The 24647-nt window shown below is 60.4% G+C and carries 24 protein-coding genes and 1 pseudogene; 15 read left to right on the top strand and 10 right to left on the bottom strand.

Annotation, left to right across the window (positions count from 1 at the left end; translation table 11 throughout):
- The first annotated feature begins 308 nt into the window (after positions 1-308).
- Both hpf and ptsN read left to right on the top strand, forming a co-directional pair.
- A complete protein-coding gene (hpf, locus tag AC1DNW_RS26035) occupies positions 309-890 on the top strand; it encodes a ribosome hibernation-promoting factor, HPF/YfiA family (RefSeq protein ID WP_113298366.1) in 582 nt (193 codons plus the stop codon).
- Between the two features lie 71 nt (positions 891-961).
- The gene (gene ptsN / locus AC1DNW_RS26030) at positions 962-1426 is read left to right on the top strand and encodes a PTS IIA-like nitrogen regulatory protein PtsN (RefSeq protein ID WP_477854794.1); all 465 of its coding nucleotides are present in this window, start codon (positions 962-964) and stop codon (positions 1424-1426) included.
- Between the two features lie 76 nt (positions 1427-1502).
- Here ptsN and AC1DNW_RS26025 read toward each other — a convergent pair whose 3' ends face one another.
- The 3 genes from AC1DNW_RS26025 to AC1DNW_RS26015 form a co-directional block, all read right to left on the bottom strand.
- Positions 1503-3839 carry a methyl-accepting chemotaxis protein gene (locus tag AC1DNW_RS26025; protein ID WP_477854793.1) on the bottom strand — a complete coding sequence of 779 codons (2337 nt, stop codon included), beginning with the start codon at positions 3837-3839 and terminating at the stop codon, positions 1503-1505.
- A gap of 240 nt (positions 3840-4079) precedes the next feature.
- Positions 4080-4979, bottom strand: a complete 900-nt coding sequence (locus AC1DNW_RS26020; RefSeq protein ID WP_477854792.1) for a ribokinase — start codon at positions 4977-4979, stop codon at positions 4080-4082.
- Between the two features lie 44 nt (positions 4980-5023).
- On the bottom strand, positions 5024-6247 hold the full coding sequence (locus AC1DNW_RS26015) for a DNA recombination protein RmuC (protein ID WP_113307072.1): 1224 nt from the start codon (positions 6245-6247) through the stop codon (positions 5024-5026).
- A 195-nt stretch (positions 6248-6442) separates the two neighbouring features.
- On the opposite strand from AC1DNW_RS26015, the gene AC1DNW_RS26010 reads away from it, so the two are divergent.
- The 5 genes from AC1DNW_RS26010 to arsC all read left to right on the top strand — a co-directional run bounded on the left by AC1DNW_RS26010 (position 6443) and on the right by arsC (position 10771).
- A complete protein-coding gene (locus AC1DNW_RS26010; protein ID WP_477854791.1) occupies positions 6443-7942 on the top strand; it encodes a methyl-accepting chemotaxis protein in 1500 nt (499 codons plus the stop codon).
- A 95-nt stretch (positions 7943-8037) separates the two neighbouring features.
- Entirely contained in the window at positions 8038-8553 is a 516-nt protein-coding gene (def, locus tag AC1DNW_RS26005) for a peptide deformylase (protein ID WP_113298605.1), read from the top strand.
- A gap of 94 nt (positions 8554-8647) precedes the next feature.
- Positions 8648-9583, top strand: coding sequence for a methionyl-tRNA formyltransferase (gene fmt / locus AC1DNW_RS26000; RefSeq protein ID WP_477854790.1), 936 nt, complete (start codon positions 8648-8650; stop codon positions 9581-9583).
- Positions 9583-10389 carry a tRNA pseudouridine(38-40) synthase TruA gene (gene truA / locus AC1DNW_RS25995; protein ID WP_477854789.1) on the top strand — a complete coding sequence of 269 codons (807 nt, stop codon included), beginning with the start codon at positions 9583-9585 and terminating at the stop codon, positions 10387-10389. The genes fmt and truA overlap by 1 nt, the downstream gene beginning before the upstream one ends.
- Positions 10367-10771 carry an arsenate reductase (glutaredoxin) gene (gene arsC, locus AC1DNW_RS25990; protein WP_113307068.1) on the top strand — a complete coding sequence of 135 codons (405 nt, stop codon included), beginning with the start codon at positions 10367-10369 and terminating at the stop codon, positions 10769-10771. Before truA ends, arsC begins: the two co-directional genes overlap by 23 nt.
- On the opposite strand, the gene AC1DNW_RS25985 is transcribed toward arsC, so the two are convergent.
- The 3 genes from AC1DNW_RS25985 to dapD all read right to left on the bottom strand — a co-directional run bounded on the left by AC1DNW_RS25985 (position 10772) and on the right by dapD (position 13509).
- Entirely contained in the window at positions 10772-11368 is a 597-nt protein-coding gene (locus AC1DNW_RS25985) for a hypothetical protein (protein ID WP_477854788.1), read from the bottom strand.
- Complete coding sequence (gene dapE, locus AC1DNW_RS25980; RefSeq protein ID WP_113307067.1) at positions 11355-12548, bottom strand: succinyl-diaminopimelate desuccinylase; 1194 nt, start codon at positions 12546-12548, stop codon at positions 11355-11357. Before dapE ends, AC1DNW_RS25985 begins: the two co-directional genes overlap by 14 nt.
- A 103-nt stretch (positions 12549-12651) precedes the next feature.
- A complete protein-coding gene (gene dapD, locus AC1DNW_RS25975) occupies positions 12652-13509 on the bottom strand; it encodes a 2,3,4,5-tetrahydropyridine-2,6-dicarboxylate N-succinyltransferase (RefSeq protein ID WP_113307066.1) in 858 nt (285 codons plus the stop codon).
- 195 nt (positions 13510-13704) lie between these two features.
- Between dapD and AC1DNW_RS25970 the strand changes: the two genes are divergently transcribed.
- Positions 13705-14580, top strand: coding sequence for an LOG family protein (locus AC1DNW_RS25970; RefSeq protein ID WP_113298377.1), 876 nt, complete (start codon positions 13705-13707; stop codon positions 14578-14580).
- Between the two features lie 99 nt (positions 14581-14679).
- On the opposite strand, the gene AC1DNW_RS25965 is transcribed toward AC1DNW_RS25970, so the two are convergent.
- Positions 14680-15303, bottom strand: coding sequence for an EF-hand domain-containing protein (locus tag AC1DNW_RS25965; RefSeq protein WP_477854787.1), 624 nt, complete (start codon positions 15301-15303; stop codon positions 14680-14682).
- Between the two features lie 102 nt (positions 15304-15405).
- Positions 15406-16113, bottom strand: a complete 708-nt coding sequence (locus tag AC1DNW_RS25960) for a pyrimidine 5'-nucleotidase (protein ID WP_477854786.1) — start codon at positions 16111-16113, stop codon at positions 15406-15408.
- Positions 16114-16299: 186 nt separating this feature from the next.
- Between AC1DNW_RS25960 and bchE the strand changes: the two genes are divergently transcribed.
- From bchE to AC1DNW_RS25945, 3 genes are read left to right on the top strand one after another with little or no spacing between them, the layout of a single operon-like run.
- Positions 16300-17829, top strand: a complete 1530-nt coding sequence (gene bchE, locus AC1DNW_RS25955; protein WP_477854785.1) for a magnesium-protoporphyrin IX monomethyl ester anaerobic oxidative cyclase — start codon at positions 16300-16302, stop codon at positions 17827-17829.
- 55 nt (positions 17830-17884) lie between these two features.
- Positions 17885-18961 carry a bifunctional transcriptional activator/DNA repair enzyme AdaA gene (locus AC1DNW_RS25950; RefSeq protein WP_477854784.1) on the top strand — a complete coding sequence of 359 codons (1077 nt, stop codon included), beginning with the start codon at positions 17885-17887 and terminating at the stop codon, positions 18959-18961.
- A complete protein-coding gene (locus AC1DNW_RS25945) occupies positions 18958-19728 on the top strand; it encodes an isocitrate lyase/PEP mutase family protein (RefSeq protein WP_477854783.1) in 771 nt (256 codons plus the stop codon). Before AC1DNW_RS25950 ends, AC1DNW_RS25945 begins: the two co-directional genes overlap by 4 nt.
- On the opposite strand, the gene AC1DNW_RS25940 is transcribed toward AC1DNW_RS25945, so the two are convergent.
- A complete protein-coding gene (locus AC1DNW_RS25940; RefSeq protein WP_477854782.1) occupies positions 19713-20630 on the bottom strand; it encodes a LysR family transcriptional regulator in 918 nt (305 codons plus the stop codon). The genes AC1DNW_RS25945 and AC1DNW_RS25940 overlap by 16 nt on opposite strands.
- A gap of 120 nt (positions 20631-20750) precedes the next feature.
- Here AC1DNW_RS25940 and AC1DNW_RS25935 point away from each other — a divergent pair, with 120 nt between their 5' ends.
- Positions 20751-21596 (top strand): oxidoreductase, encoded by an 846-nt coding sequence (locus AC1DNW_RS25935; protein WP_477854781.1) that lies wholly within the window; start codon positions 20751-20753, stop codon positions 21594-21596.
- 36 nt (positions 21597-21632) lie between these two features.
- On the opposite strand, the pseudogene argB reads toward AC1DNW_RS25935, so the two are convergent.
- A pseudogene (gene argB / locus AC1DNW_RS25930) lies at positions 21633-22517 on the bottom strand (acetylglutamate kinase); the annotation flags it as partial.
- A gap of 156 nt (positions 22518-22673) precedes the next feature.
- Between argB and AC1DNW_RS25925 the strand changes: the two are divergent.
- From AC1DNW_RS25925 to AC1DNW_RS25915, 3 genes are all read left to right on the top strand, one after another.
- Positions 22674-23210 carry a sigma-70 family RNA polymerase sigma factor gene (locus AC1DNW_RS25925; RefSeq protein WP_113298385.1) on the top strand — a complete coding sequence of 179 codons (537 nt, stop codon included), beginning with the start codon at positions 22674-22676 and terminating at the stop codon, positions 23208-23210.
- Positions 23207-23926 (top strand): anti-sigma factor domain-containing protein, encoded by a 720-nt coding sequence (locus AC1DNW_RS25920; RefSeq protein WP_113307058.1) that lies wholly within the window; start codon positions 23207-23209, stop codon positions 23924-23926. Before AC1DNW_RS25925 ends, AC1DNW_RS25920 begins: the two co-directional genes overlap by 4 nt.
- A 111-nt stretch (positions 23927-24037) precedes the next feature.
- The gene (locus AC1DNW_RS25915; RefSeq protein WP_477854780.1) at positions 24038-24595 is read left to right on the top strand and encodes a fasciclin domain-containing protein; all 558 of its coding nucleotides are present in this window, start codon (positions 24038-24040) and stop codon (positions 24593-24595) included.
- Positions 24596-24647: the final 52 nt, after the last annotated feature.

The following is a 24647-nucleotide window of genomic DNA, read 5'->3' as shown; positions in this document are numbered from 1 at the left end:
CGAGCAAATGATCGCCGCTAGGAACCGCTGATGGCGAAGACCTCCCCATTTCATGGGATTTTCATTGCACGTTTTCCGCGTATGATAGGTCTCGCTGTGCCGGGCTATTGACTTTCCGGGAGGCTGTCGCTAGAAGCCCGCCGCAATCGGAGCAGCGAAGGGCGTCCGGGCATTATCCCCATCATCCTCAGGACAGCAGGGACACGCGGACTTGAGCTCATCTTGCTTGAGATTGCGCGAAGTGCTTGGATGAGCCTGAGGCTTGGCGTAAACTGGTACTCGCAAACTACTATAAGAAGGGAAACTCCATGAGTGTGCGTGTATCCGGTAAACATATGGAAATTGGTGACTCCTTCCGTCAAAAGATCGAGGACCAAATCGGTTTGGCCGTCACGAAATACTTCGACGGGGGATATTCCGGTCAGGTAATCGTGGAAAAACAGAACTCTCGTTTTTCTGCCGATTGTAAGCTTCATCTCGATAGTGGCGTCGTGCTGCATGCAGCAGGCGAGGCCATGGATCCGCAGATTGCCTTTGATGCGGCATCCGAGCGCATCGAGAAGCGCCTGCGCCGCTACAAGCGGAAGCTCAAAGATCACCACGCCGGAAATCATCTGAACGGTAACGGCTTTGCAGAAGTCGCCTATACCGTCATGGACGCGGTTCCCGATCACGAAGACGAGGTCCCGGACGATTTCGCTCCGGCCATCGTCGCCGAAAGCACGAAGCAGCTCAAGACGATGTCCGTCGCAACCGCCGTCATGGCGCTCGACATGACCGACGAGCCGCTTCTCCTGTTCCGCAGCCCCGGCAAGGAGCAGCTCAACATCGTTTACCGTCGTCACGACGGAAATATTGGCTGGATCGATTCGGCCAATATCAAAGGCTGAGATCAGGGCGAGGGAGCGGCGCAGGCGCTGCTCCCTCAACCACTTGATTTCGGCGACAAAAGGAAAAAGAAATGGCATTGGCAGATTTGCTGCACCAGGATGCGATCATTCCCGCCCTCAGGGTAAATTCCAAGAAACAGTTGCTTCAGGAATTGGCAGCAAAAGCCTCCAGGACTACGGGGCTTTCCGAGCGGGAAATCTTCGATGTGATCCTGCAGCGCGAACGTCTGGGCTCGACCGGCGTCGGCAACGGCATCGCCATTCCTCACGGCAAGCTCGTCAATATCCATTCCATCGTCGGTATTTTCGCCCGGCTGGACCAGCCGGTTGATTTMGAAGCGCTGGACGACCAGCCGGTCGATCTGGTGTTCCTGCTCCTGGCGCCGGAAGGCGCCGGCGCCGATCACCTGAAGGCGCTTTCGCGCATCGCCCGGGTGCTGCGCGACCATGATCTGGTCGCCAAGTTGCGCGCGACCGATTCCGCTTCGGCAATTTATGCCTTCCTCAATGAAGAGCAGACGTCGAACGCAGCCTGACGGCTGGCGATCCACCCGGAATGCAAAAAAGGCGCCCGAATGATCAGGCGCCTTTTTCTTGTCATGAGATCGGCAATCAGAACTCTTCCCAACTGTCCTGGGCAACGGCGGCAGAACTGCGAGACTGGGCAACGGCCCGGCGCGGGGCCGGAGCAGCCGAACGTGGCGTCGGCGCAGCCGGTGTGCGCATCTGCTGTGTGGCCGAGCGCAATGCCCCGGCATTGCCCTGGCCGGAGACCCGGAAGCGGGTGACCAGTGCCTTCAGCGTCTGAGCCTCGTCGTTCAGCGTCACGCTGGCTGCGGTGGTTTCTTCCACCATCGCGGCGTTCTGCTGTGTGACCTGGTCCATCTGGTTGACGGCCTGGTTGATTTCCTTCAGGCCGACGGCCTGTTCACTGGCCGAGGCGGAGATCTGACGGATGAGGCCGTTGATGCCCATCACCTGCTCGGCAATCTTGTGCAGCGTGTCGCCGGCGCGGCCGACGAGATCGACGCCGTCCTTGACCTGGACGGCCGAGGTGTTGATGAGCGTCTTGATCTCCTTGGCGGCATTCGCCGAACGCTGGGCGAGTTCCCGGACTTCCTGTGCGACGACTGCAAATCCCTTGCCTGCTTCGCCGGCGCGGGCCGCTTCGACACCGGCGTTCAGAGCCAGAAGATTCGTCTGGAAGGCGATCTCGTCAATGACGCCGATGATGCGCGAAACCTCAGTGGAGGACTGCTCGATGCCGTGCATGGAGGCAATCGCCTTCTGCACAACTTCGCCTGATTTCTCGGCGTCTTCGCAAGCGAGATTGACGTTGTCGGCTGCCGTACGGGCGTTCTCGGCGCTGGAATTGACCTGGGCGGTGAGCTCGTTGAGCGCCGCTGCCGTCTCTTCCAGACTTGCCGCCTGCTGTTCGGTGCGCTTGGCAAGGTCGGAGGCGCTGTTGCTGATTTCGCCCGTGCCGGAGCCGATATTGACGACGCTGAGGCTCATCGTGTTGATGGTTTCCTCAATGCTTGCGAGCGCAGCGTTGAAGTCCTGCTTCAGCTTGCCGTATTCGCCGGGGAATTCCTCGGTAATGCGGTGGCCGAGATTGCCCTGTGACAGTTCGGAAAGGCCAGCACCGACGATCGAGACGATGTGACGCTGCAGGCTGACCGATTGCTGGCGTTMCGATTCCGAGCGACCGCGTTCGGTTTCGGCTGCAAGGCGCTGGCTGTCGGCCTCGGCTTCGAGACGCCGCGTATCGGCAAGCGCGAAGCGGAAGCCTTCGAGAGCCTTGGCGACCGAGCCGATTTCGTCGGCGCGGTTCTGGCCGGCGACCGTTTCGTCATATTTGCCGTCGCTCAGCGCCTTGACGCTGGAAACGAGGCCAGCGAGCGKACGCTGAACGAGCGAGCGGACGGCGAAGTAGAGGGCGATCAGCACGGCGCCGAGCACGATGATGCCGTTGATGACCATCATGAAGGTCTGATCCTGAACCGGCGCATTCATCGCAGCATGCGGAACGTCGACCAGCACGACCCAGTTGGCGTTCAGGCCGGGAACTGCGAAGGGATAGACAACACGGTCGAAGGGATCGAGGCCATCGAAGCTGAGATTCTTGACGAGACCGACTTTCATGGACGAAAGCGCAGCCTTCACGTCAGCAGAGCCGGGATTGTCGCCATAGGGCTTGGACATCAGGTCGGGGGCCGGAGCGACGATCCAGTTGCCGTTCTGGGCGATGAGCGTCACACGGCCGGAGCCGAAGGGYCGCAGCGCCTGCACCTTGTCGGTAAGCGACTTCAGCGAGATATCGACGCCCTCCACACCGATCATCTTGCCGCCGGACATGACCGGATAGGCAATCGACGTCAGCAGKGTCGGGACGTCGGTGCCTTCGGCGAGGTAGGGCGCCGTGATCGCGCCCTYGCCACTGTCGGCGGCGAGCTTCCACCACTCGGCGGTATAGTCGTTCTCGAAAGTCGAGAATTGGATGTCACCGGTCCTGGTTTTCGACCAGTAAGGCGTGAAGGCGCCGACCTTGTTGGTGCCCTCGTCATTGTTGTTGGCAATTTCCGTGGTCTTGCCGTCGAAGGTGCCAAGCTGCTCGCAGAACCAGCTGCCGAAGGCGAAGGCGTTCTGTTCGAGATTGGCCTTCAGAATGCTGATAATGCCCTTGCGATCGAGAATCTTGCCTTCATGTCCGCGTCCTACGACGCCCGACATGGTGCGGGCCGCACTCGCGAGTTCGCCGACATTGGCTGCAATCTCGTTGGCGATCGACTTGGCTTCCGAGTTGGCCTGATCCAGCGTCAGGGTCTGGACGCGGTTACGGGTCTGGTCGATGAGGAAGAGGTTCGAAACGACAAGCACCAGTGCAATGGCGGCACCGGTAATGACTATGAGCTTCGCCGCAAGCGATTTCATTCTGAAAATGAACATAGGTTCCTCGGGGCAAGGACGCACCGAAGGGCCATTCTCCGGCGCAGCGGGTAAGGCACGCTCTATCATGGAGCAGCCATGGGGGTGACCGCCTCGAAGATGAACGAAGTCGCGATCGCCCGAAGGATCGCCAGAAACCTCTTAAATTTGAATGAAATTCGCTATGTTTCGGCAGCAAATCCGGAAAGCCACCCCAAAACTAGGGGTAGCTTTTCATCGATTGTTCGCGGCTGGACTGGACTATATTCTGTCTGCGACTTCGGCTGCGAGCGGAATGGAGGGCTGAGCCCCCGGCTTCAGGCAGGCGAGCGAGCCGGCAACCGCTGCACGGCGCAGCGCCGAGTCGAAATCCAGACCCTCATCGAGGCTTGCTGCGAAATAGCCGCAGAACGTATCGCCAGCGCCGACGGTATCGACGGGTTCGATGACAAGGCCCTGCGCACGGGAAATCTGGCCATCCCGGATCGCGATGACACCATCRCCGCCGAGCGTAACGATCAGCGTCTGGCCGGTCTCGGCATGCAGCCGCTCCAACGCCGCCTCACGGTCGCCGGGACTCATGTTCTCCTCTCCCGCCAGCCGCTCGAATTCGGTCTCGTTGGCAATGACGATGTCGGCCAGCCGGCCGAGTCGCGGCGCATCCGGAATGAGCGGCGCAAGATTGAGAATGCTGGTGATGCCCTTGGCACGGGAGGCAGTAAGCGCACGCTCGACCGCCTCGACCGGAACTTCAAGCTGCAGCATCAGAATATCGCCTTCATTCATGGCGTTGACGGCGGCCTCGGCATTGCCACCGCTGACCTTGCCGTTCGCGCCGGGAATGACCGCGATCATGTTTTCGCCGTCGCCGCCGACGAGAATGAGGGCCGTGCCCGTCGGCCCCTCGACATGGCTGACGCGCGAAAGATCGGTGCCGGCGCCGTCGAGCAGTTCAAGGGCGCCTTCGGCAAAGGCATCCTTGCCGACAGCGCCCGCCATATGGACATAGCGGCCCGCGCGGCGGGCGGCGAGCGCCTGATTGGCACCCTTGCCGCCGGCAGCCGTTGCAAAGCTATTGCCGGCAACCGTTTCTCCGGGCTTCGGCAGGCGCTCGGTGGTGGCGATAAGGTCCATGTTGATGGAGCCGAAAACTGTGATCATGGAATGTCTGTCCCTTGCTTCGGGTCGCGACACTGCCGAAGCGATCACTCCTCGTCAACCACCCTGAGCTTGAGCAGTCCGGTCCTGCTTTCGACTGATTTCGCCGCCGGCTCGCTCACTTGCGCCGGCTTGCCGTCGCCGCCTGCCTCGAATTCCAGCGCCTCGATCTTCGCGCCGCGCTTGGTAAGCTTGTCCGCCGAGGTAATAATCTGGTCCACGTCGCGCTGCGTCTGGGAAAAATGTCCCTGCAGCTTGCGCACGCGCTCGTCGAGCCGGCCGAGATCGTCCATGAGCAGGGCAACTTCACCCTGGATGACATGCGCCTGCGCCCGCATACGTTGGTCTTTCAGCACAGCCTGAATGACCTGGATCGACAGCATCAGGAGCGAAGGCGAGACGATGACGACGCGTGCGCGGTGAGCCTTCTGCACGATCGCTTCGAAATTCTCGTGAATTTCAGCGAAGATCGATTCCGAGGGAACGAAGAGGAAAGCCGTCTCCTGCGTCTCGCCCTGAATCAGATATTTGTCGGAAATATCCTTGATATGGACTTCCATGTCGCGACGAAACTGCTGGCCGGCAAGCTTGCCGGCGTCCGCGCCGCCTGCATCACGGATCGCGTTCCACGCTTCGAGCGGAAATTTGGCATCGATGACGAGCGGTGGTGCCCCATTCGGCATTCGGATCGTGCAGTCAGGTCGCGAGCCATTGGAAAGCGTCTGCTGGAAGGTATAGGCGCCCATTGGCAGGCCATCGGCGACGATCGTTTCCATACGCGACTGGCCGAAAGCCCCACGCGTCTGCTTGTTGGAAAGAATGGCCTGCAGCCCGACGACATCCTTGGCGAGCGTCTGGATATTATTCTGGGCTACATCGATCACCGCCAGGCGCTCCTGCAGTTTCTGCAGGTTGTCATGCGTCGATTTCGTCTGCTCGGTCAGCGTCGAACTCATGCGCTGTGACATGCCGTCGATCCGCTGGTTGATCGCATGATTGAGCTCGGCCTGCCGTGCACCGAAGACCTCCGTCATGGTCGAGATGCGTCCCTGCATCTCCGCCTGGATTTTCAGAAGCTCGCCCATGCGCGCTTCGCTTTCTGTGGCGCGAAGATTGGCCTCCTCCGCCTCCTCGCGGCGGATGCCGGCATTGCGAAAGGCAAACACGATCGCCACGAGAATGAGAACGGCGAGCGCGGCGCCCGCGACTGCAAGCATGGCCGGGTTCGGCACGGGCAGGGAGAAGGTGAGTGAGTCGGGTGTCATGGTCATATTGCACCATAACAAAATGGACAGCGATATCCAGATCAAAACGTGAACAATCCGCGCCGGCCTGTCAGGCGCCGTCAGCGCTACTTCGCTGTAATCTGAGAAAAATTAGCGGGCATACTTAACGATTGCTAAACCATATTCGCCAAATCTGGCGCGGAAATTCCCCTCCGCATCCGCGCCAGATAGAGATCCTCCATGACTCCCCAGCAGACCGATAATGCCCTCAAGCAGCGCCTTGACTTCATTGAGCTCGACGATGAGGCACGCAAGAATCTGCGGGAGCTGCGGCCGGCGATCTCCGAGCTGCTCGGCGGCGCCCTGGACAAGTTCTACAATAAGCTTGCCAAGACTCCGGCTGTTGCAGGCTTCTTTTCCGACAAGGCCCATATGGGTCACGCCAAGAAGCGTCAGCAGGAACATTGGGGCAATCTTTCCGGTGGCAATTTCGACCAGAGCTATGTGAATGGCGTCACGGCCGTCGGCCGCACCCATGCCCGCATCGGCCTAGAGCCGCGCTGGTATATTGGCGGCTATGCGCTTGTCATGTCGGAGCTCGTCCGGGGCCTGATGGAAAAGCAGTGGCCATCGCTCTTTGCCCGCCAGCAAGGAAAGGCGCTTGCCGAAAAGCTGACCGCCGTCATCAAGGCTGCGATGCTCGACATGGATTATTCCATCTCCGTCTATCTCCAGGCGCTTGAAGAAAAGCGCCAGGCGCTGGAAGAAGAACGCGCTCGCTCCGAAGCCGATCAGGCGCTGGCACTGGAACATCTGCGCCGCGGCCTCGAAGCGCTGTCGCGCGGCGATCTCGAGGCGACCCTTCCTGCCGATCTGCCCGGCAATTTCCGGGAGATGGCCGAGGACTACAACAGGGCCGTCAACGCTCTTCGCAATTCCTTCACTTCCGTCCGCACGACGTCCGGTCACATTCTCGAAGGCGCCGATGTGATGTCGAAGGCAACGGACGATCTTGCCTTGCGCACCGCGCAGCAGGCTGCGGGCGTCGAAGAAAGCTCGGCTGCGCTACAGCAGCTCTCCGTCAGCGTCAGCCAGACCGCCGCCAATGCCGAGAAGGCGTCCGGCGCCGTGCGCGAAACACAGGAAAAAGCCAAGAATTCCGGCGAACTCGTCAACAGCGCCGTTTCGGCCATGGCCGGTATCGAGAAGTCTTCCACCGAAATCGCCAAGATCATTGGCGTCATCGATGAGATCGCTTTCCAGACCAACCTGCTGGCGMTGAACGCCGGCGTCGAGGCCGCCCGCGCCGGTGATGCCGGCAAGGGCTTCGCCGTCGTCGCACAGGAAGTCCGTCAGCTTGCGCAGCGCACGGCCGATGCCGCCAAGGAGATCAAGAATCTGATCTCCGAAAGCTCGACACAGGTGAACGAGGGGGTGAACATCGTCAGCAGCACCGGTGAGGCGCTGAGCGACATGATCAGCCGAATCGACATCATCAACAGCTTCGTTGCCGATATTGCGGCTGCCGCGCGCGATCAGGCAACGGGCGTCAACGAGGTGAGCGTAGCGATCCGTAATATGGACACCATCACCCAGCAGAATTCCGGCATGGTCGAGCGTACCTCGGCCGAAACCCGCAAGCTGAAGGATGGGGTCGAAAACCTCATTGAACTGCTGCAGCGTTTCCGTGCAAGCGCCGAAGGCCGTCAGGTTGCTCGTGCCGCTCGCCGCGCAGCCTGACAATCCGGGCGAAAACCGGGCAGGCGCTGCAAAAAACCGCAATCCCTGCCCGGCGGATAATTCCCTAGTGTGAAAAGATGGGTTATGGGAACGCCATGACCATCAAGCCACTCATCATTCTTCCCGATCCCGTTCTCCGTCAGGTTTCCAAGCCGATCGAGCGGGTTGATGCTGATCTCCAGCGCGTTGTCGACGACATGCTGGACACTATGTATGACGCACCGGGCATCGGCCTTGCCGCAATCCAGGTCGGTGTTGCGCGCCGGATGCTCGTCATCGATCTTTCGAAGGAAGGCGAGGAAAAACAGCCGCTCGTCTTCATCAATCCGGAGATCGTCAGCTCCTCGGACGAACGTTCCGTCTATGAGGAAGGCTGCCTTTCCATTCCCGATTATTATGCTGAAGTGGAACGGCCCGCCAAGGTTACCGCCAAATATCTCGACCGCGAAGGCAAGGAGCAGAGCGTGGAGGCTGACGGGCTTCTGGCGACCTGCCTCCAGCACGAGATCGATCACTTGAATGGCGTGCTTTTCATCGATCATATCTCGAGGCTGAAGCGCGAGATGGTGATCAAGAAGTTCACCAAGTCCGCCAAGTCTAAGGCGCTTTGAACCGCCAAGGCGGGAGAATACAAGGCTTCGAAGGGCTTGATCTCAAGCTCGTAAACCCGTTTGAAGACGGCTGATCCTCAATTGGCGAGATAGAATGTCTCTTCGTATTGTTTTCATGGGAACGCCCGACTTCTCCGTCCCGACGCTGCGCCTGCTCGTCGACGCCGGCCACCAGATCGTTGCCGTCTATACCCAGCCGCCGCGGCCGGGCGGGCGGCGCGGGCTCGATCTTCAGAAATCGCCGGTGCACCATGCGGCCGAACTGCTCGGCCTGCCGGTTTTCACACCAATCAATTTCAAAGATCCCGAAGAGCGTGAGCGCTTCCGCGCGCTGGGTGCCGATGTCGGCGTCGTCGTCGCCTACGGGCTGCTGCTGCCCGAAGCTATCCTGACCGGCACGCGTTACGGATGCTACAACGGCCATGCCTCGCTGCTGCCGCGCTGGCGTGGCGCGGCCCCCATCCAGCGGGCGATCATGGCGGGCGACGCAAAAACCGGCATGATGGTCATGAAGATGGACAAGGGCCTCGATACAGGCGACGTGGCACTGACCCGGGAAGTCGAGATCGGTGCCAATATGACGGCAGGCGAACTGCACGACAGGCTGATGCATGTCGGCGCCAAAGCCATGGCAGAAGCCATGGTCAGGCTGGAGATGGACGATCTGCCGCTCACACCGCAGCCTGCCGAAGGCGTGCTCTATGCCGCCAAGATCGACAAGGCGGAAACGCGCATCGATTTCGGCCGCAACGCCAAGGACGTTCACAATCACATCCGCGGCCTCGCACCCTTCCCGGGTGCCTGGTTCGAACTTGAAAGCAACGGCAAGCCCGAGCGTATCAAGGTGCTGGGCTCCGAGCTTGATACGGGTGAGGGCGCAGCCGGTGAACTTTTGACGGATGACCTTGTGGTCGCCTGTGGCGCCGGCGCCATCCGCTTGACCAAGCTTCAGAAGGCTGGCGGCAAACCGCTCGCCGCCGCCGATTTCCTGCGCGRCACGCCGCTTGCCGCGGGCACGAGGCTCGCCTGATGCCACGTTACCGCATGATCGTCGAATATGACGGCGGACCCTATGTCGGCTGGCAGCGACAGGACAACGGGCCGTCGGCGCAAGGCGCGATCGAAGCCGCGATCTTCTCGGCGAGCGGCGATACCGTTTCTATCCGTGGTGCAGGGCGCACCGATTCAGGCGTTCATGCCATGGGTCAGGTCGTCCATGCCGATCTCTCGAAGGAATGGTCCCCCTTCAAGCTGCAGAATGCGTTGAACGCCCATCTGAAGCTCGCCRGCGAGAAGGTGGCGATCCTGAGCGTCGAGCTAGCGAGCGAATTCTTCGACGCCCGGTTTTCGGCGCTTCGGCGGCACTATCTCTATCGTATCATCACCCGCCGGGCACCGCTCGCACTGGAGGCGGGCAAGGCATGGTGGGTGCCGAAGTCGCTGGATCATGAGGTCATGCATGCTGCCGCCCAGACACTCGTCGGCAATCATGACTTTTCCACCTTTCGTTCGGCTCACTGTCAGGCCAACAGCCCGGTGCGCACTCTCGACAGGCTGGACGTGACCCRCAATGGCGAGCTCATCGAGATTCGCGCCACCGCCCAGAGCTTCCTGCATAACCAGATCCGTTCCTTTGCCGGAACGCTGAAGCTGGCAGGCGAAGGCAAATGGACGCCAGAGGATGTGCGGGCAGCACTCGACGCGCGCGACCGAAAAGCCTGCGGCCCTGTAGCGCCGCCCGACGGGCTCTATTTCATGCAGGTGGATTATCCCGAAGTGATCACCGATCGCCGCAAGCCGATGGATGAAAACGATGACGGTGACGATCTATCATAATCCGGCCTGTGGCACGTCGCGCAACACGCTGGCCATGATCCGCCAGTCCGGCGAGAAGCCCGAGATCATCGAATATCTGAAGACGCCGCCGACACGCGAAAGGCTTGTCGAACTGATCGCCACGATGGGCATGTCCGTCCGCGATCTTCTTCGTCAGAACGGAACGCCTTATGCCGAACTTGGCCTGGATAATCCTGCTCTGACCGACGAAGAGCTGCTCAACGCGATGATGGCGCATCCGATCCTCATCAACCGGCCGATCGTGGTGACGGAAAAGGGCGTGCGGCTGTGCCGACCGTCCGAAGCGGTCCTGGGCATTCTGCCCAATCCGGACATCGGCACCTTCACCAAAGAAGATGGCGAAGTCGTCAAACCACGCTGACTACGATGGATAGATGCCCAGGAAGTTCTGCAGATATTCCGATAGCAGCATCGATGGGACCAGGAGCACCAGCGTCAGAGCGCCGAYCATCAGGGCATGGCCGTGGCAGATCATCCTCAGGACGCGCGCCAGCGCGAAGACCTGCGCCAGCATGAAGACGAGCAGCAGCAGCGACACGACACCGACGGAGCCCGGCAGGAAGAACACGAGCGCCAGTAGCAGCCCGTTGATATAGGCGAGCGGCACGTTGAGCCAGTTGAAGCCGACGACGACAGGCGCGAAACGCTCGCCCATGCGGAAAGCAAGCAGCAGCAGGCCGGCAAAAACCAGGGGCACGAACCAGTTCGCAAGCTCTACGAGCCCAAGCCGAAAATAGAAGGGAAAGCCGACGTCGGCCTCCGGCGGCATGGACCGGAGATAGGCATTGCGCCACCAGAGCCACGAAATGCCCGTCGGCGGCAGGCACCAGATGATCGCCCAAAAGGAGCGGTTCACGCCGCGATCCGATATGTCGAGGAAGCGGAAACCGCGCGGGTCGAGCTTGATCAGCAACCAGATGCCGGCGAGATAGTATTGAACCTCTCTAAAGCCCGGCATTCGCAAACCATCGTTCGATGAAGGTCTCGTAGATCGCCGTCAGCGTCTCCAGATCGGCAACCGCGACCCGTTCGTCGACCATATGCATGGTCTGGCCGACGAGGCCGAATTCCACGACCGGGCAATAATCCTTGATGAAGCGGGCATCCGACGTGCCGCCCGTCGTCGACAATGCCGGCGATGCACCGGTGACGCTTTCCACTGCCGAGGACAGCGAGGCGATCAGTGCGTTGTTGCGCGTCAGGAAGACATGGCTCGGGCGGTCTGCCCAGATGATCTCGTAGTTCACCGGCTCGCGGCCCGGCCGCAATGCACCGTCCGCCGCTGCCGCGTCGAGCCGCCGGACAATCTCGGCTCGCAGCGTATCGGCCGTCCAGGTGTCGTTGAAACGGATGTTGAAGCTCGCCGAGGCCTTTGCCGGAATGACGTTGGTCGCGGGATTGCCGACATCCACAGTTGTCACTTCGAGATTGGACGGCTGGAAATTATCCGTGCCGGTATCGAAGGGCGGATCCATAAGCGCTTGCGTGAGTTGCAGCATGCCGCGCACCGGATTGTCGGCAAGATGCGGATAGGCGGCATGACCCTGCACGCCATGCACGACGATCTTGCCGGACAGCGAACCGCGCCGGCCGATCTTGATCATGTCGCCGAGCTTGTTCGGATTGGTCGGCTCGCCGACGACGCAGGCGTCCCAGCGCTCGCCGCGTTCGGTCGCCCACTGCAGCAGCTTGATCGTGCCATTGATCGAAGGGCCTTCTTCGTCGCCGGTAATCAGGAAGGAAATCGAGCCCTGTGGCGCGCCGTGTTTTTCGACATGGCGGGCGACAGCGGCGGCAAAGCAGGCGATGCCGCCCTTCATGTCAACCGCGCCGCGACCGAAAAGCTCGCCATTGGCAATCTCGGCGGCAAAGGGGGGATGTGTCCAGGCGGCTTCATCGCCGACGGGCACGACATCGGTATGTCCCGCAAACATCAGGTGCGGACCTTCGGTGCCGAGGCGGGCATAGAGGTTTTCGACATCGGGCGTGCCGGCCTCTTTCGAAACCATCCGGTCGACYTTGAAGCCGAGGGGCGAAAGCATCGCTTCGAGCGCCGAAAGCGCTCCGCCCTCTGCCGGCGTCACGGACGGGCAGCGGATCAAGGTCTGAAGATTGGCAATAGGATTCGTGGCGGTCATGATGGTCGAATTATCCGGTGGGAATGGCAAAGGCGTGGCAAGGCGCGAGCTCGCCTTGCCCAAAAAGACGCCGATTGTTTACCGAATCAATGTCGGGCTGTCATCAATCTCTGAGCAGTTCGTTGATGCCTGTCTTGGAGCGGGTCCGCTCATCGACGCGCTTGACGATCACGGCGCAGTAGAGGTTCGGAGCCTGCTGGCCGTTTGCCATCGTCTTGTCCGATGGCAGCGAGCCGGCAACGACGACGGAGTAGGGCGGCACTTCGCCATAGGTAATTTCGCCGGTGGCGCGGTCGACGATCTTGGTCGACTTGCCGATGAAGACGCCCATGCCGAGCACGGAGCCTTCACGCACGATGCAGCCTTCGACGACTTCCGAACGGGCGCCGATGAAGCAATTGTCCTCGATGATCGTCGGGCCGGCCTGCATCGGCTCCAGAACACCGCCGATACCGACGCCGCCGGAGAGGTGTACATGCTTGCCGATCTGCGCGCAGGAACCGACTGTGGCCCAGGTGTCGACCATCGTGCCTTCGCCGACATAGGCGCCGAGGTTGACGAAGGACGGCATCAGGATGGCGTTCGGAGCGATATAGGCCGAGCGGCGCACGACCGCATTCGGCACGGCGCGGAAGCCGGCGGCGCGGAACTGGTTTTCGCCCCAGCCCTCGAACTTCGAGGGAACCTTGTCCCACCAGGTCGACTGGCCGGGACCGCCTTTGACGACTTCCATGTCGTTGAGGCGGAAGGACAGCAGCACGGCCTTCTTAAGCCACTGATTGACTTTCCAGACGCCGTCGGCGCCGCGCTCGGCCACGCGCGCCTTGCCTTCGTCGAGCAGGTTAAGAGCCGCCTCGACCGCATCTCGTACTTCACCCTTCGTCGACGTGTTCACATTGTCGCGATTGTCGAAGGCGGTTTCGAGGGTCTTTTCGAGGGATGCGAGGTCGATGGCGCTCATGGGAATTCCTTAAACTTCGATCTTTATCGTGGAGACGGCAGAGTCTCCGGAATTGCGGTTGGCGGGCTGTCACCCGATCTACAGCATGCGCCCGTAAAATGGAATAATTTTTCGGACAAGATCATATCTGGATTCAAGGCGTTATAGCGACATATCCGATCACTCGTGACCGGTGATACTGAAAGGCATTTCGACATGGCAAAGGCAAGAAACGGCGGTGCGCGGCGCAAGGACGGCGTCTGGGACCCGCTAAAGAGCAGTTCGACCGACAGGCAGCGCGCGGAAGCGGTTCCGAAGACGCCGCAGACGCTCTCGCCGGCCTATCGCCTTGCCTATGTGGACGAGGACTTCCTCTGCCGCGAGGAGCTGCGGCCGATCCGCCTGCAGCTCGAGCTTCTCAAGGTCGAGATGATGCTGGCTGAGCGCGGCATCAAGTCGACTGTCGTCATGTTCGGCGGCGCCCGCATTCCGGCACCCGGCCAGAGTGCCTGGGCTGCCCGCAACGAGACCCAGCGTGTTAACCTCGAAGCGGCATCGGTCTATTATGACGAGGCCCGCAAATTCGCCCGTCTCTGCTCGCGCTATGCGGCCGGTTTCGATTTCCACGAATATGTCGTGGTCACCGGCGGTGGCCCCGGCGTCATGGAAGCGGGAAACCGCGGCGCGGCGGATGAGGGAGCCCCTTCGATCGGCCTCAACATCGTGCTGCCGCACGAGCAGGCGCCGAATGCCTATGTGACGCCCGAGCTCAGCTTCAACTTCCACTATTTCGCGATCCGCAAGATGCACTTCATGGTGCGCGCCAAGGCAGTCGCAGTCTTCCCCGGCGGCTTCGGAACGCTGGACGAATTCTTCGAATGCCTGACGCTGATCCAGACCGGTCGCATGGAGCGTATCCCGCTGCTGCTCTTCGGTTCGAAATTCTGGCACAGCATCATCAACTTCGAGGCGCTTGCGGAATTCGGGACGATCGCCCCTGAAGACGTGAACCTGATCAGTTTCGTCGATACCGCCGACGAAGCCTGGAAGATCGTCCAGGATTTCTACGAGCACCGCGAGGGTCATCTCTAAAGGTCGCAACGAAAAACCCTCTCCCCGCAAGGCGGGAAGAGGGCACCGGGTGAGGGGCAAACCCCTCGCGATACCTAGCAAAGGATCTGTCATTTCCTCCTAGAGGAAGGGATGGTCCGGCATGTCATCAATCGAGATCACGCCGTCCTTGTTGCGGTCCATGCGATCGAAGAACTTGTTGAAGGCCGTTTCCGCCTCCTGCTTGCTGATTTGGCCATTCTCGTCGGTATCGATGCGATGCATCATCAGCGAGGCGCCCATGATGCGCATGTTCATTCCATGATGGCCGTCGTGATCGGGCCGGCCATGACCATTGTTGTCAGCCGTCTTCGGATCTGCTTTCTCATCCGCATTGTCCTGCTTGGCCGAGACCGCTTCACGGCGCGCCTTGAACTGCGCCTGGCGGTATTCGCGGATTTCGCCGGGGGTCAGCGAGCCGTCGTGATTGGTGTCAATAGCGGCAAAGATCTTCTCCATGCCATCGGTCGCCTCCTGCCTGGAAATCTRCCCGTCCTTGTTGGTATCGAACTGCTTCAGCATGCGCACGAAGGCGATTTCGCGGAAGGCCTCACCACGCGGACCGCCCATCATGCCATGCTGCATTTTGCCATGGTGGCCTGGATGATCGGCCTGGTCGCCTGGGGCTGCGAAGCTGGACCCGGCGGCTGCGCCGAGGAGAAGAACAGAGGAAAGCGCCGTCAGGATAAGCTTGTTACGGTACATATCAGTGCGTCCTTTCGTAGGATGTCCCTCGATACGAAAGGTAGGACCGAACAGTGCCACGGCCGAGTTAAACATCTGTAAGATGGATGAAACTTTGGTAAGCTAGCCGGTAATCTTCTTCAGGAAATCAGCGAGATMGTCGGTGACGAAATCGATGTGATCGTCCTCGCCGCTCGTTTTCTCCCACCATTCTACGACCGTCTCTTCCAGATTGCGCGGGACGAGCAGAACGGTCTGCATGCCGAGCGCCTTCGGTACGGTGAGATTGCRCGGCAGGTCCTCGAACATCGCAGCCTTGCCGGTCTCGACCTTTTTCAGCGCCGTGAATTTGTCGTAGGTCGCCTGCGCCGGCTTCGGCAGATAGTCGGCCGCGACGATATCGAATATGTCGTCGAAATGGTCGAGGATGCCGAGCGCGCCGGCCGTCGCCTGTGCATGCTGGACGCTGCCATTTGTGAAGATGAATTTGCGCCCCGGCAGGGATTTGATGGCTTCGGCGAGTTCCGGCTGCGGGGTGAGCGCCGTGTAGTCGATCGCATGCGCCTTTTCGAGGAAGTCGTTGGGATCGACGCCGTGATGGATCATCAGCCCCTGCAGCGTCGTGCCGTGATCGTAATAGTACTGCTTCTGCAGCTTGCGGGCCTCTTCCTGCTCCATTTGCAGAAGCGCCGAGACATAGGCCGTCATGTTCTTGTCGATCTGCGCGAAGAGATTGACATGATGCGGATAGAGCGTGTTGTCGAGGTCGAAGACCCATTCGGTCACATGCTCAAAATCGTTTTTGCTAGGCGTACGGTCGATCTTTGTCATAGCCGCCCTTATGGCATGGCCGCGGCGGGAAACCAAAGGCTTTTGCTTGCAGGTCCGGCCCACCCAAGCTTCCCTAAAAATGCCGCCAGATTTTCACAACTTTTGAGAGATTTTGGCTGACTTTCGCCACCGATCGCTGATGACCTCTGCTTGCGTCAGACAGGGGGCCCGCAAGGGTGAAGTCGCATGAAGATTATTCTGATAAATCCACCGCATACCGCGATCGGCAGCCGCATTCCCGATGATCATCTTCCACCGCTCGGCCTTCTTTCTGTTGCAGGTCCGCTGATCGACGATGGTGACATCGTCAGCCTCATCGATGCCGAATTCGGGCCGCTGACGATTCCAGACATCGTCAGCCGGGTCGTGGGCGGGAGTCCGGATCTTGTGCTGATCGGCCATTCCGGCTCGACGTCGGCCCATCCCACTGCCCGCGTGATCGCAGAAGCTATCAAGCGCGGCGATCCCAAAATCTCCATCATCTATGGCGGCGTGTTTCCCACCTATCACTGGCGAGAGGTGCTCGCCGAGACCGGGGCATTCGATATCATCGTGCGCGGCGAGGGCGAGGAAAYGATGCGGCGCCTAGCCGAAGCCCTGGCGGCGAACCGTCCGCTTGCGACCATCCCCGGAATCGCCTTTCGCGATGGCCACGGCGAGGTGCTGGCAACACAGCCATCGCAGGCGATCGCCGATCTCGATTCCTACCGCGTCGGCTGGGAGCTGATCGACCATCGCAACTACAGCTACTGGGGTGGCAAGCGCGCCGTCGTCATGCAGTTTTCCCGCGGCTGCCCGCATCTTTGCAATTATTGTGGTCAGCGAGGCTTCTGGACCCGTTGGCGTCACCGCTCGCCGGAGCTTTTCGCTCGCGAGATCGCAAGGCTCCATCGCGAAGAGGGTGTCGAACTCATCAACCTCGCCGACGAGAACCCGACATCCTCGCGAAAAGCCTGGCTGGCTTTCCTCGAAGCGATGATCGCCGAGAATGTGCCCGTGCAGATCGTCGGTTCGACACGGGCAGATGATATCGTTCGGGACGCCGATATCCTGCATCTCTACCGTAAGGCAGGCGTCGTGCGCTGGCTGCTCGGCATGGAAAACACCGACGAGGCAACTCTGGCCCTGATCAAGAAGGGCGGAGCCAAGACAACCGATCGCGAGGCGATCCGCCTCCTGCGCCAGCACGATATCCTCTCCATGGCGACCTGGGTTGTCGGTTTCGAAGAGGAGAGGCTGAGCGATCTCTGGCGCGGTTTCCGGCAGTTGCTCTCCTATGATCCAGACCAGATCCAGGCGCTCTATGTGACGCCGCATCGCTGGACGCCCTTCTTCCGTATCGCCCGAGAACGGCAGGTGATCGAGACCGATATCCGTAAATGGGACTACAAGCATCAGGTCCTGAAGATGCGGCACCTGAATCCGCTCGTGCTGACCGCCTGCGTCAAGCTGATCGAGGTCGCTGTCCAGGCGCGGCCGAAAGCGCTGCTGCGCATCCTCTTTCATCGCGATTTGGAACAGCGCCATTCCATGCGCTGGTACACGCAGATGGGCCGCCGTGTCTGGTTTCACGAGATCGTCGAATTCCTCTTTCGCCGCCGTCATCTCAAGGATGGCCCGACGCTTGAGAATTTCTCGGGTGCGCCACAGGATGCGGAGGAGGAATCCATGCTACGCCCGCAGCGGAATGTGAAGAGCCTCGACGCTGCGGAATAAAATAGACGCCCGATTTTCGGCGGACGGCGCAGGCGGAGGGTGTTAGAAAGCGGACATGCTTTTCGAACGCCCCGATGACGACACGCTCTACGATGCCCTGATCGCGCGCAGCGCCGATTATGAGGGCCAGGCCTATGTCTGCGTCAAGACGACAGGCATCTTCTGCCGCCTGACCTGTCCGGCGCGCAAGCCGAAGCGGGAAAACACCATCTTCTTCGATACGATCGCCGCCTGCATGCATTCCGGCTTCCGCCMCTGCCAGCGCTGCAGGCCGCTGGAGCAGCCGGGCAGGGAACCGATCGTTGATGAACTGCTGGCGCGGCTCGACAGCGAACCGGAGGTGCGCTGGACGGAAGATGAGCTTGTGCGCCGAGGATATGATCCATCGACGGTGCGCCGCGCTTTCAAGCGAGCGCTCGGCATGACCTTCCACGATATCGTTCGCTATCGCCGGCTGGGTGAGGCGGCGCGGCAGCTCGCCGATGGTGCGCGTGTCATTGATGCGCAGCTCGACGCGGGCTATGAGTCCCCGAGTGGCTTCCGGGCGGCTTTCCAACGCCTTGTCGGCAAGGCGCCGGTGCTCTCGCAGAACCGCGAACTGCTCTTTGCCGACTGGTTCGACACGCCGCTCGGGCCGATGGTCGCCGTGGCCGACCGAACGCACCTGCATCTCCTCGAATTTCACGACCGCAAGGCACTGCCGACCGAACTCGAAGCGCTGCAGAAGCGTGTTCGCTCCTCGGTCGCGATTGGCCGCACGCCGGCAATCGACCAGATCGAGGCGGAGGTCAGGGACTATTTCGAAGGCAGGCTCACCACCTTCAAGACGCCGCTGGCACTCGGCGGCACACCCTTCGAAAAACATGTCTGGGCAAAGCTCATCGAAATCCCCGCCGGCCAGACGCGCGCCTATGGCGATCTGGCGCGGGAGATGGAAAGACCGGAGGTGGTGCGTGCCGTCGGCCGCGCCAATGGCGCAAACCAGCTTGCCATCATCGTACCTTGTCACCGCATCCTCGGTGCGGACGGATCGTTGACGGGCTATGGCGGCGGACTCTGGCGCAAGCAATGGCTGCTACGGCATGAAGAAAAGATCAATGGACAAGCACCCGACCTGGAGAAGACAGCATGAACCAGACTGAAAAAGCCGAGCTTTTCGGCACGCTGCACCGCAAGGGCAAGCCCGTCATTCTGTACAATATCTGGGATGCAGGAACCGCCAAGGCTGTGACGGAGGCCGGCGCAAAAGCGCTTGCGACCGGAAGCTGGTCGGTCGCCGCCGCCCAAGGTTATGGCGACGGCCAGAAACTGCCGATGGATGCGCTGATCGAGACGGCGCGCTCGATCACGGCCGTCAACGACCTGCCGCTCTCGGTCGATTTCGAAAGCGGATATTCCACGGAACCCGCCGGTGCCGCGGCCAATGTCGCAAAGCTCATTGAGGCAGGTGCCGTGGGTATCAATCTCGAGGACCAGCGCGTCGGCGAGGCCGGCCTTCATCCCATCGAAGCGCAGGCAGCACGCATCCGCGCCATCCGAGAGATGGCCGAGGCACGGGGCATCGTTTTCTTCATCAACGCCCGTACCGACCTCTTCCTCCAAGAGGGCGATGGCTCCAGGCATGCTGGTCTGGTCGACGCAGCGATCGAGCGCGGCAAGGCCTATGCGGCGGCAGGCGCCAGCGGCTTCTTCGTGCCGGGCCTGATCGAACCGGCGCTGATCGAGAAGATCTGCGCCGCCTCCACGCTGCCGGTCAATATCATGATGAAGACGGGCGCACCCGATCCGGCAGCGCTGGCAAGGCTCGGCGTCTCACGCATCAGCTATGGCCCGGGGCCTTACCGGGCCATGATGGAAAAACTGAAGGAAGCGGCGGCCGCGATCTATTCGGCCAACTGACCGTTATTGGCAAGGCTCCGCATTATGCCGATGGCCTGAGCCAGGAAATTGCGGACGATAGGAGAGCGCTCGTCGCGGCGGGTGGCGAGCGTCAGCCGTGCTGTTGGCGCTCCGCCTGAAATTGCGACGTAGCGAACACCGGGAATATTGATCTTCACCATCTCCGCCGGCACGATCGAGACGCCGAGACCGACGGCGATCAAGCTGGCAATCGAGGTGATCTGCGGTGCCGATTGTCCGAGCTGCGGTTCAAAGCCCGCCCGCCGGCACGCGGCGATGATATCGTCGAAAAAGCCGGCACCTGCCTCGCGTGGAAAGAGGACAAAGATTTCTCCAGTCAGTTCATCAAGGCGCAAGGTCTGCGCCTCCGATCGGGGGTGGCCTGATGGCAGGATAATGACCATGGGTTCTTCGGCGAGCAGGTGACATCGGGCTTGCAGGCGGTCATCGCTGCCCGGGCGGACAAAGACGGCGTCGAGTTCTTCCGCATCCAGCAGCTCCAGCAATCGCGCAGTGGGTGCTTCCTCCAGATCGAGTTCGACGGCTGAGTATTTCTCGCGAAAGGCATTGACTACGGTGGGTACGATCGGATTGAAAACCGCCGAGCTGGTGAAGCCTATCCGCAGCCGTCCACGTTCGCCGCGCGCCGCACGCATAGCGGATTGCTTGGCCTGATCGGCCTGCAGCAATATTGCGCGCGCTTCCGGCAGGAAAACCTTGCCGGCTGCCGTCAGTTCCGCGCCATTCGACAGGCGACGGAAAAGTGATGCACCAATCTCGTTTTCAAGATCGCGTATCTGATTGCTGAGTGGCGGCTGGCCGATGCCGACCTTCCGCGCGGCGCGCGTAAAATTCAATTCTTCAGCGACCGCGATGAAATAACGAAGATGGCGAAGCTCCATGTAATACTTTTAAGATATCACATTCGTCTGTGCAATATATTGGAACTATCTCTCCTGCGCTGCCAAATGACGGTGTGCGCCACGTTGTGCGTGGCGCTTGCAGCAGGACAGGAGTTCACTATGAGTTCAATTGAAAAGCGGTTCCTGATCACCGGTGTCAGCTCGGGCTTCGGCCGCGCCTTTGCCGAGGCCGCACTGGAAAAGGGTCACCGCGTGGTGGGAACGGTACGGAATGATGAAGCGGCGGCCATGTTTGAAAGCCTGGCGCCAGGTCGTGCCGCAGCCGTCCATCTCGACGTCGCCGATATCGAGACAATCGAGCCGGCCGTTGCCGATATCGAGAGGTCAATCGGTCCGATAGATGTTCTTATCAACAATGCCGGCTATGGGCATGAGGGCACATTGGAGGAATCGCCGATCGATGAAATGCGTCGGCAATTCGAGGTCAATGTCTTCGGCGCCGTCGGAATGATGAAGGCCGTCCTGCCGTTCATGCGCGAGCGGCGGTCGGGCCATATCATCAACATCACATCGATGGGCGGGTTCATCACCATGCCCGGCATCGCTTATTATTGCGGCAGCAAATTTGCCCTGGAAGGCATAAGCGAGGTTTTGGCGAAGGAAGTCAAAGGCTTCGGCATTGCCGTCACGGCGGTAGCTCCCGGCTCGTTCCGCACCGACTGGGCCGGGCGCTCGATGATCCGCACGAGCAGGAGCATCGCGGATTACGATGCTCTCTTCGATCCCATTCGCCAGTCACGCGAGGAAAAGAGCGGCAAGCAGACGGGCGATCCACGCAAAGCGGCCGCAGCCGTGCTGGCTGTGGTCGAGGCTGAAAACCCGCCGGTCCACCTGTTGCTCGGCGCCGATGCACTGGCGCTCGTTCGCAACAGGCTCAAKAGCCTAAGCTCCGAAATCGATGCCTGGGAAGATCTGACGCTCTCGACGAGTTTTGCCGAAGCATAGGAAAAAGGCGCCCCGAGAGGGCGCCTTTTTCGATMAGGGAACGATCAGCGTGCCGACGCCGTGCTCGGTGAAGATTTCGAGCAGCACGGAGTGAGCGGTCTTGCCGTTCAGGATGACAACGCCCTGCACGCCGGCCTTGATGGCCTCGATGCAGGTTTCGACCTTCGGGATCATGCCGCCGGAGATCGTGCCATCGGCAATCAGCGCATTGGCTTCGGCCACCGACAGCTCCTTGATGAGCTGGCCCTGTTTGTCGAGCACACCAGGCACATCTGTCAGGAACAATAAGCGGGTGGCGTTCAGCGCACCGGCGATGGCGCCGGCAAAGGTGTCGGCATTGATGTTGTAGGTCGCGCCGTCGCGGCCCGGAGCAACCGGAGCGATGACCGGGATCATCTCGGAGCGGGCAAGGAGGTCGAGCAGCGTACGGTCGACTTCCACCACTTCACCGACAAAGCCGAGATCGAGCACACGTTCGATGTTGGAATCGGGGTCCTTGACGGTCTTGCGTGCCTTTTCGGCAAAGACCATGTTGCCGTCCTTGCCGCAGAGGCCGATCGCCCATTCGCCGGTCTGGTTGATCAGCGCGACGATTTCCTTGTTGATCGAGCCGGCGAGAACCATTTCGACGATCTCGACCGTCTTCTGGTCGGTTACGCGCAGGCCGCCCTCGAACTTGGATTCGATGCCCATTTTCGTCAGCATCGCGCCGATCTGCGGGCCGCCGCCGTGAACGACGATCGGATTAACGCCGGACTGCTTCAAAAGTGCGATATCGCTGGCAAAGGCCTTTCCGAGCTCGGGATTGCCCATGGCGTGGCCGCCGTATTTCACGACGATCGTCTTGTTTTCATAACGCTGCATGAAGGGCAGCGCCTGGGCAAGAAGACGTGCCTGCATTTCGCTTTCGGACTCGTTCATGGGGAACCCCGCGCAATTGATCGCGGCCTTTTATCTCAAGTTTTTGACAGAGGGAATAATCCGGCACGCAATAGTTTTTCGTATCTAAKGCCGACCTGGGAACTTGCCAGTTCATATTGAAACCACTGAACCGGAAATCGTTCAATCGAGGGCGGCATGACAGGCGACTTTGCAGAATTGATTGGCCGCATCGCGCTCGGGGACCGAAAGGCCTTCACCGCGCTCTATAATCAGACCAGCCCGAAACTTTTCGCCATCTGCCTGCGTATCCTGGATAGCAGGCCGGAAGCCGAGGAGGTGTTGCAGGAAGTCTATGTGAAGATATGGCAACGTGCCGGTGCCTTCACAGCAGGATCGGCGACATCTGCTGCCTGGCTTGCGGCTATTGCCCGCAATCAGGCAATCGACATGCTGAGAGCGCGCAAGCCCATAGCTGACGAAATCGATAGTGTGCTCGGCATTGCCGATACTGGTCCCGATCCTGAAGCACAAGTCGTGATTAAGGATGAAGGAAGGCGGATTGACACCTGCATGGAAGAGTTGGAAGCTGATCGTGCGGTCGCGGTGAAACGGGCTTATGTCGAAGGGCTGAGCTATCAGGAACTGGCCGATCAGTTTGGTGTCCCACTGAACACTGTGCGGACATGGCTAAGACGCAGCCTGCTGAAACTGAGAGAGTGCATGGAACGATGACATCGCCCGACAAAAGCAAGGGAGACCGCTCCCGGGATGAGGTTCTCGCCGGCGAATATGTGCTGGGCGTCCTCTCCCTTCAGGACCGCAGGATCGTCGAGGAGCGCATGCGCCGCGACCGGCCGTTTGCTGCCATCGTCAGCCGCTGGGAGGTCAATCTTTCCAGCTTCAACGATGAATATGGCACGGCCACACCGAGCCGCGAGACCTTCAAGCAGATCGAGGCGCGCCTTTTTGCCGATGCAGAAAATCCACCGCGCTTTTCGCACGGACTCTGGAATTCCGCCGTTTTCTGGCGCTCGCTGACTTTTGCCTCGCTTGCGGTCACCTTGGGCGTCATCGCCTTCGCCTCAGGTCTCGTGCCCCAGCCCCCGGCATCGGCGCCGCTGGTGGCGGACCTCTCGGGACAGAACAACCAGGTCAACCTGACGGCCTCTTACGATATTCAGAGTGGCCGATTGAAGATTGTGCCTGTTGCGGCCGGCAAACCGGAGGAGAAATCTCTTGAACTCTGGTTTATGCCTGGCGGCGGCACGCCTCGTTCCCTTGGTATTTTCCAGCCCGGCATGAATGGTGAACTGGTGATCCCGACGGATATGCGCAGCCAGATTTCCGATGGCGCGACGCTGGCCGTCAGCCTGGAGTCATTTGGCGGCTCGCCCACACATCAGCCGACCGGCCCCGTCGTCGCCAGCGGTGCGATCCACAGGCCTTAAAACAAAAATCAGTTTCCTGAAACTCTTCTGCAGCGCCTTCCGTAGTTGCTGATATCCGGGCGGCGCAGGGCATAAAGCCAGCGGCTGCGACCGGGTGCAGAGGAGAAAATCATGTTGAAGTCCGCCTTGCGCGCAACCGTTCTCGCCGCCGCTTTTTCCGCAATTGCATTTGCCGCCCAGGCAAAGAACCCGACGGTCGGCGGTGCCGCCATGTTCGAAAACAAGAACATCGTCGAGAACGCCGTCAATTCCAAGGATCACACGACCCTGGTCGCAGCCGTCAAGGCTGCCGGCCTCGTCAGCACTCTGGAGGGCAAGGGTCCCTTTACCGTCTTCGCGCCGACCAACKAGGCATTCGCTGCCCTGCCGAAGGGCACTGTCGAAACGCTGCTGAAACCTGAAAACAAGAACAAGCTGGTCAAGATCCTGACCTGCCACGTCGTTGCCGCTGACGCCATGTCAAAGACCGTCGCCAAGATGATCAAGGACGATGGCGGCGAGCACGACATCAAGACGGTCGGCGGTTGCGTGCTCAAGGCAAAGGAAAGCATGGGCAAGATCACGCTGACGGATGAAAACGGCGGCGTTGCCCACGTCACCATCGCCGACGTCAAGCAGTCGAACGGCGTCATCCATGTCGTCGACAAGGTGCTGCTGCCGAAGATGTAAACTTAAAGCATGTGGCGCAAAAGTGTGCGGCGGTTTTGCGATAACGACATGC

The sequence above is a fragment of the Rhizobium sp. 05L429 genome (assembly GCF_056397645.1).
Note: the sequence above shows the minus strand (reverse complement) of the source record. Positions and strands in the feature narration are given on the sequence as shown.

What these genes read in the sequence shown, in the direction of transcription:
- arsC (WP_113307068.1), top strand. Translation starts at nt 10,367, where the DNA reads ATGACGGTGACGATCTATCATAATCCGGCCTGTGGCACGTCGCGCAAC.
- AC1DNW_RS26015 (WP_113307072.1), bottom strand. Translation starts at nt 6,247, where the DNA reads ATGACCATGACACCCGACTCACTCACCTTCTCCCTGCCCGTGCCGAAC.
- hpf (WP_113298366.1), top strand. Translation starts at nt 309, where the DNA reads ATGAGTGTGCGTGTATCCGGTAAACATATGGAAATTGGTGACTCCTTC.
- AC1DNW_RS25925 (WP_113298385.1), top strand. Translation starts at nt 22,674, where the DNA reads ATGACAGGCGACTTTGCAGAATTGATTGGCCGCATCGCGCTCGGGGAC.
- AC1DNW_RS25940 (WP_477854782.1), bottom strand. Translation starts at nt 20,630, where the DNA reads ATGGAGCTTCGCCATCTTCGTTATTTCATCGCGGTCGCTGAAGAATTG.
- AC1DNW_RS25920 (WP_113307058.1), top strand. Translation starts at nt 23,207, where the DNA reads ATGACATCGCCCGACAAAAGCAAGGGAGACCGCTCCCGGGATGAGGTT.
- def (WP_113298605.1), top strand. Translation starts at nt 8,038, where the DNA reads ATGACCATCAAGCCACTCATCATTCTTCCCGATCCCGTTCTCCGTCAG.
- AC1DNW_RS25970 (WP_113298377.1), top strand. Translation starts at nt 13,705, where the DNA reads ATGGCAAAGGCAAGAAACGGCGGTGCGCGGCGCAAGGACGGCGTCTGG.
- dapD (WP_113307066.1), bottom strand. Translation starts at nt 13,509, where the DNA reads ATGAGCGCCATCGACCTCGCATCCCTCGAAAAGACCCTCGAAACCGCC.
- AC1DNW_RS25945 (WP_477854783.1), top strand. Translation starts at nt 18,958, where the DNA reads ATGAACCAGACTGAAAAAGCCGAGCTTTTCGGCACGCTGCACCGCAAG.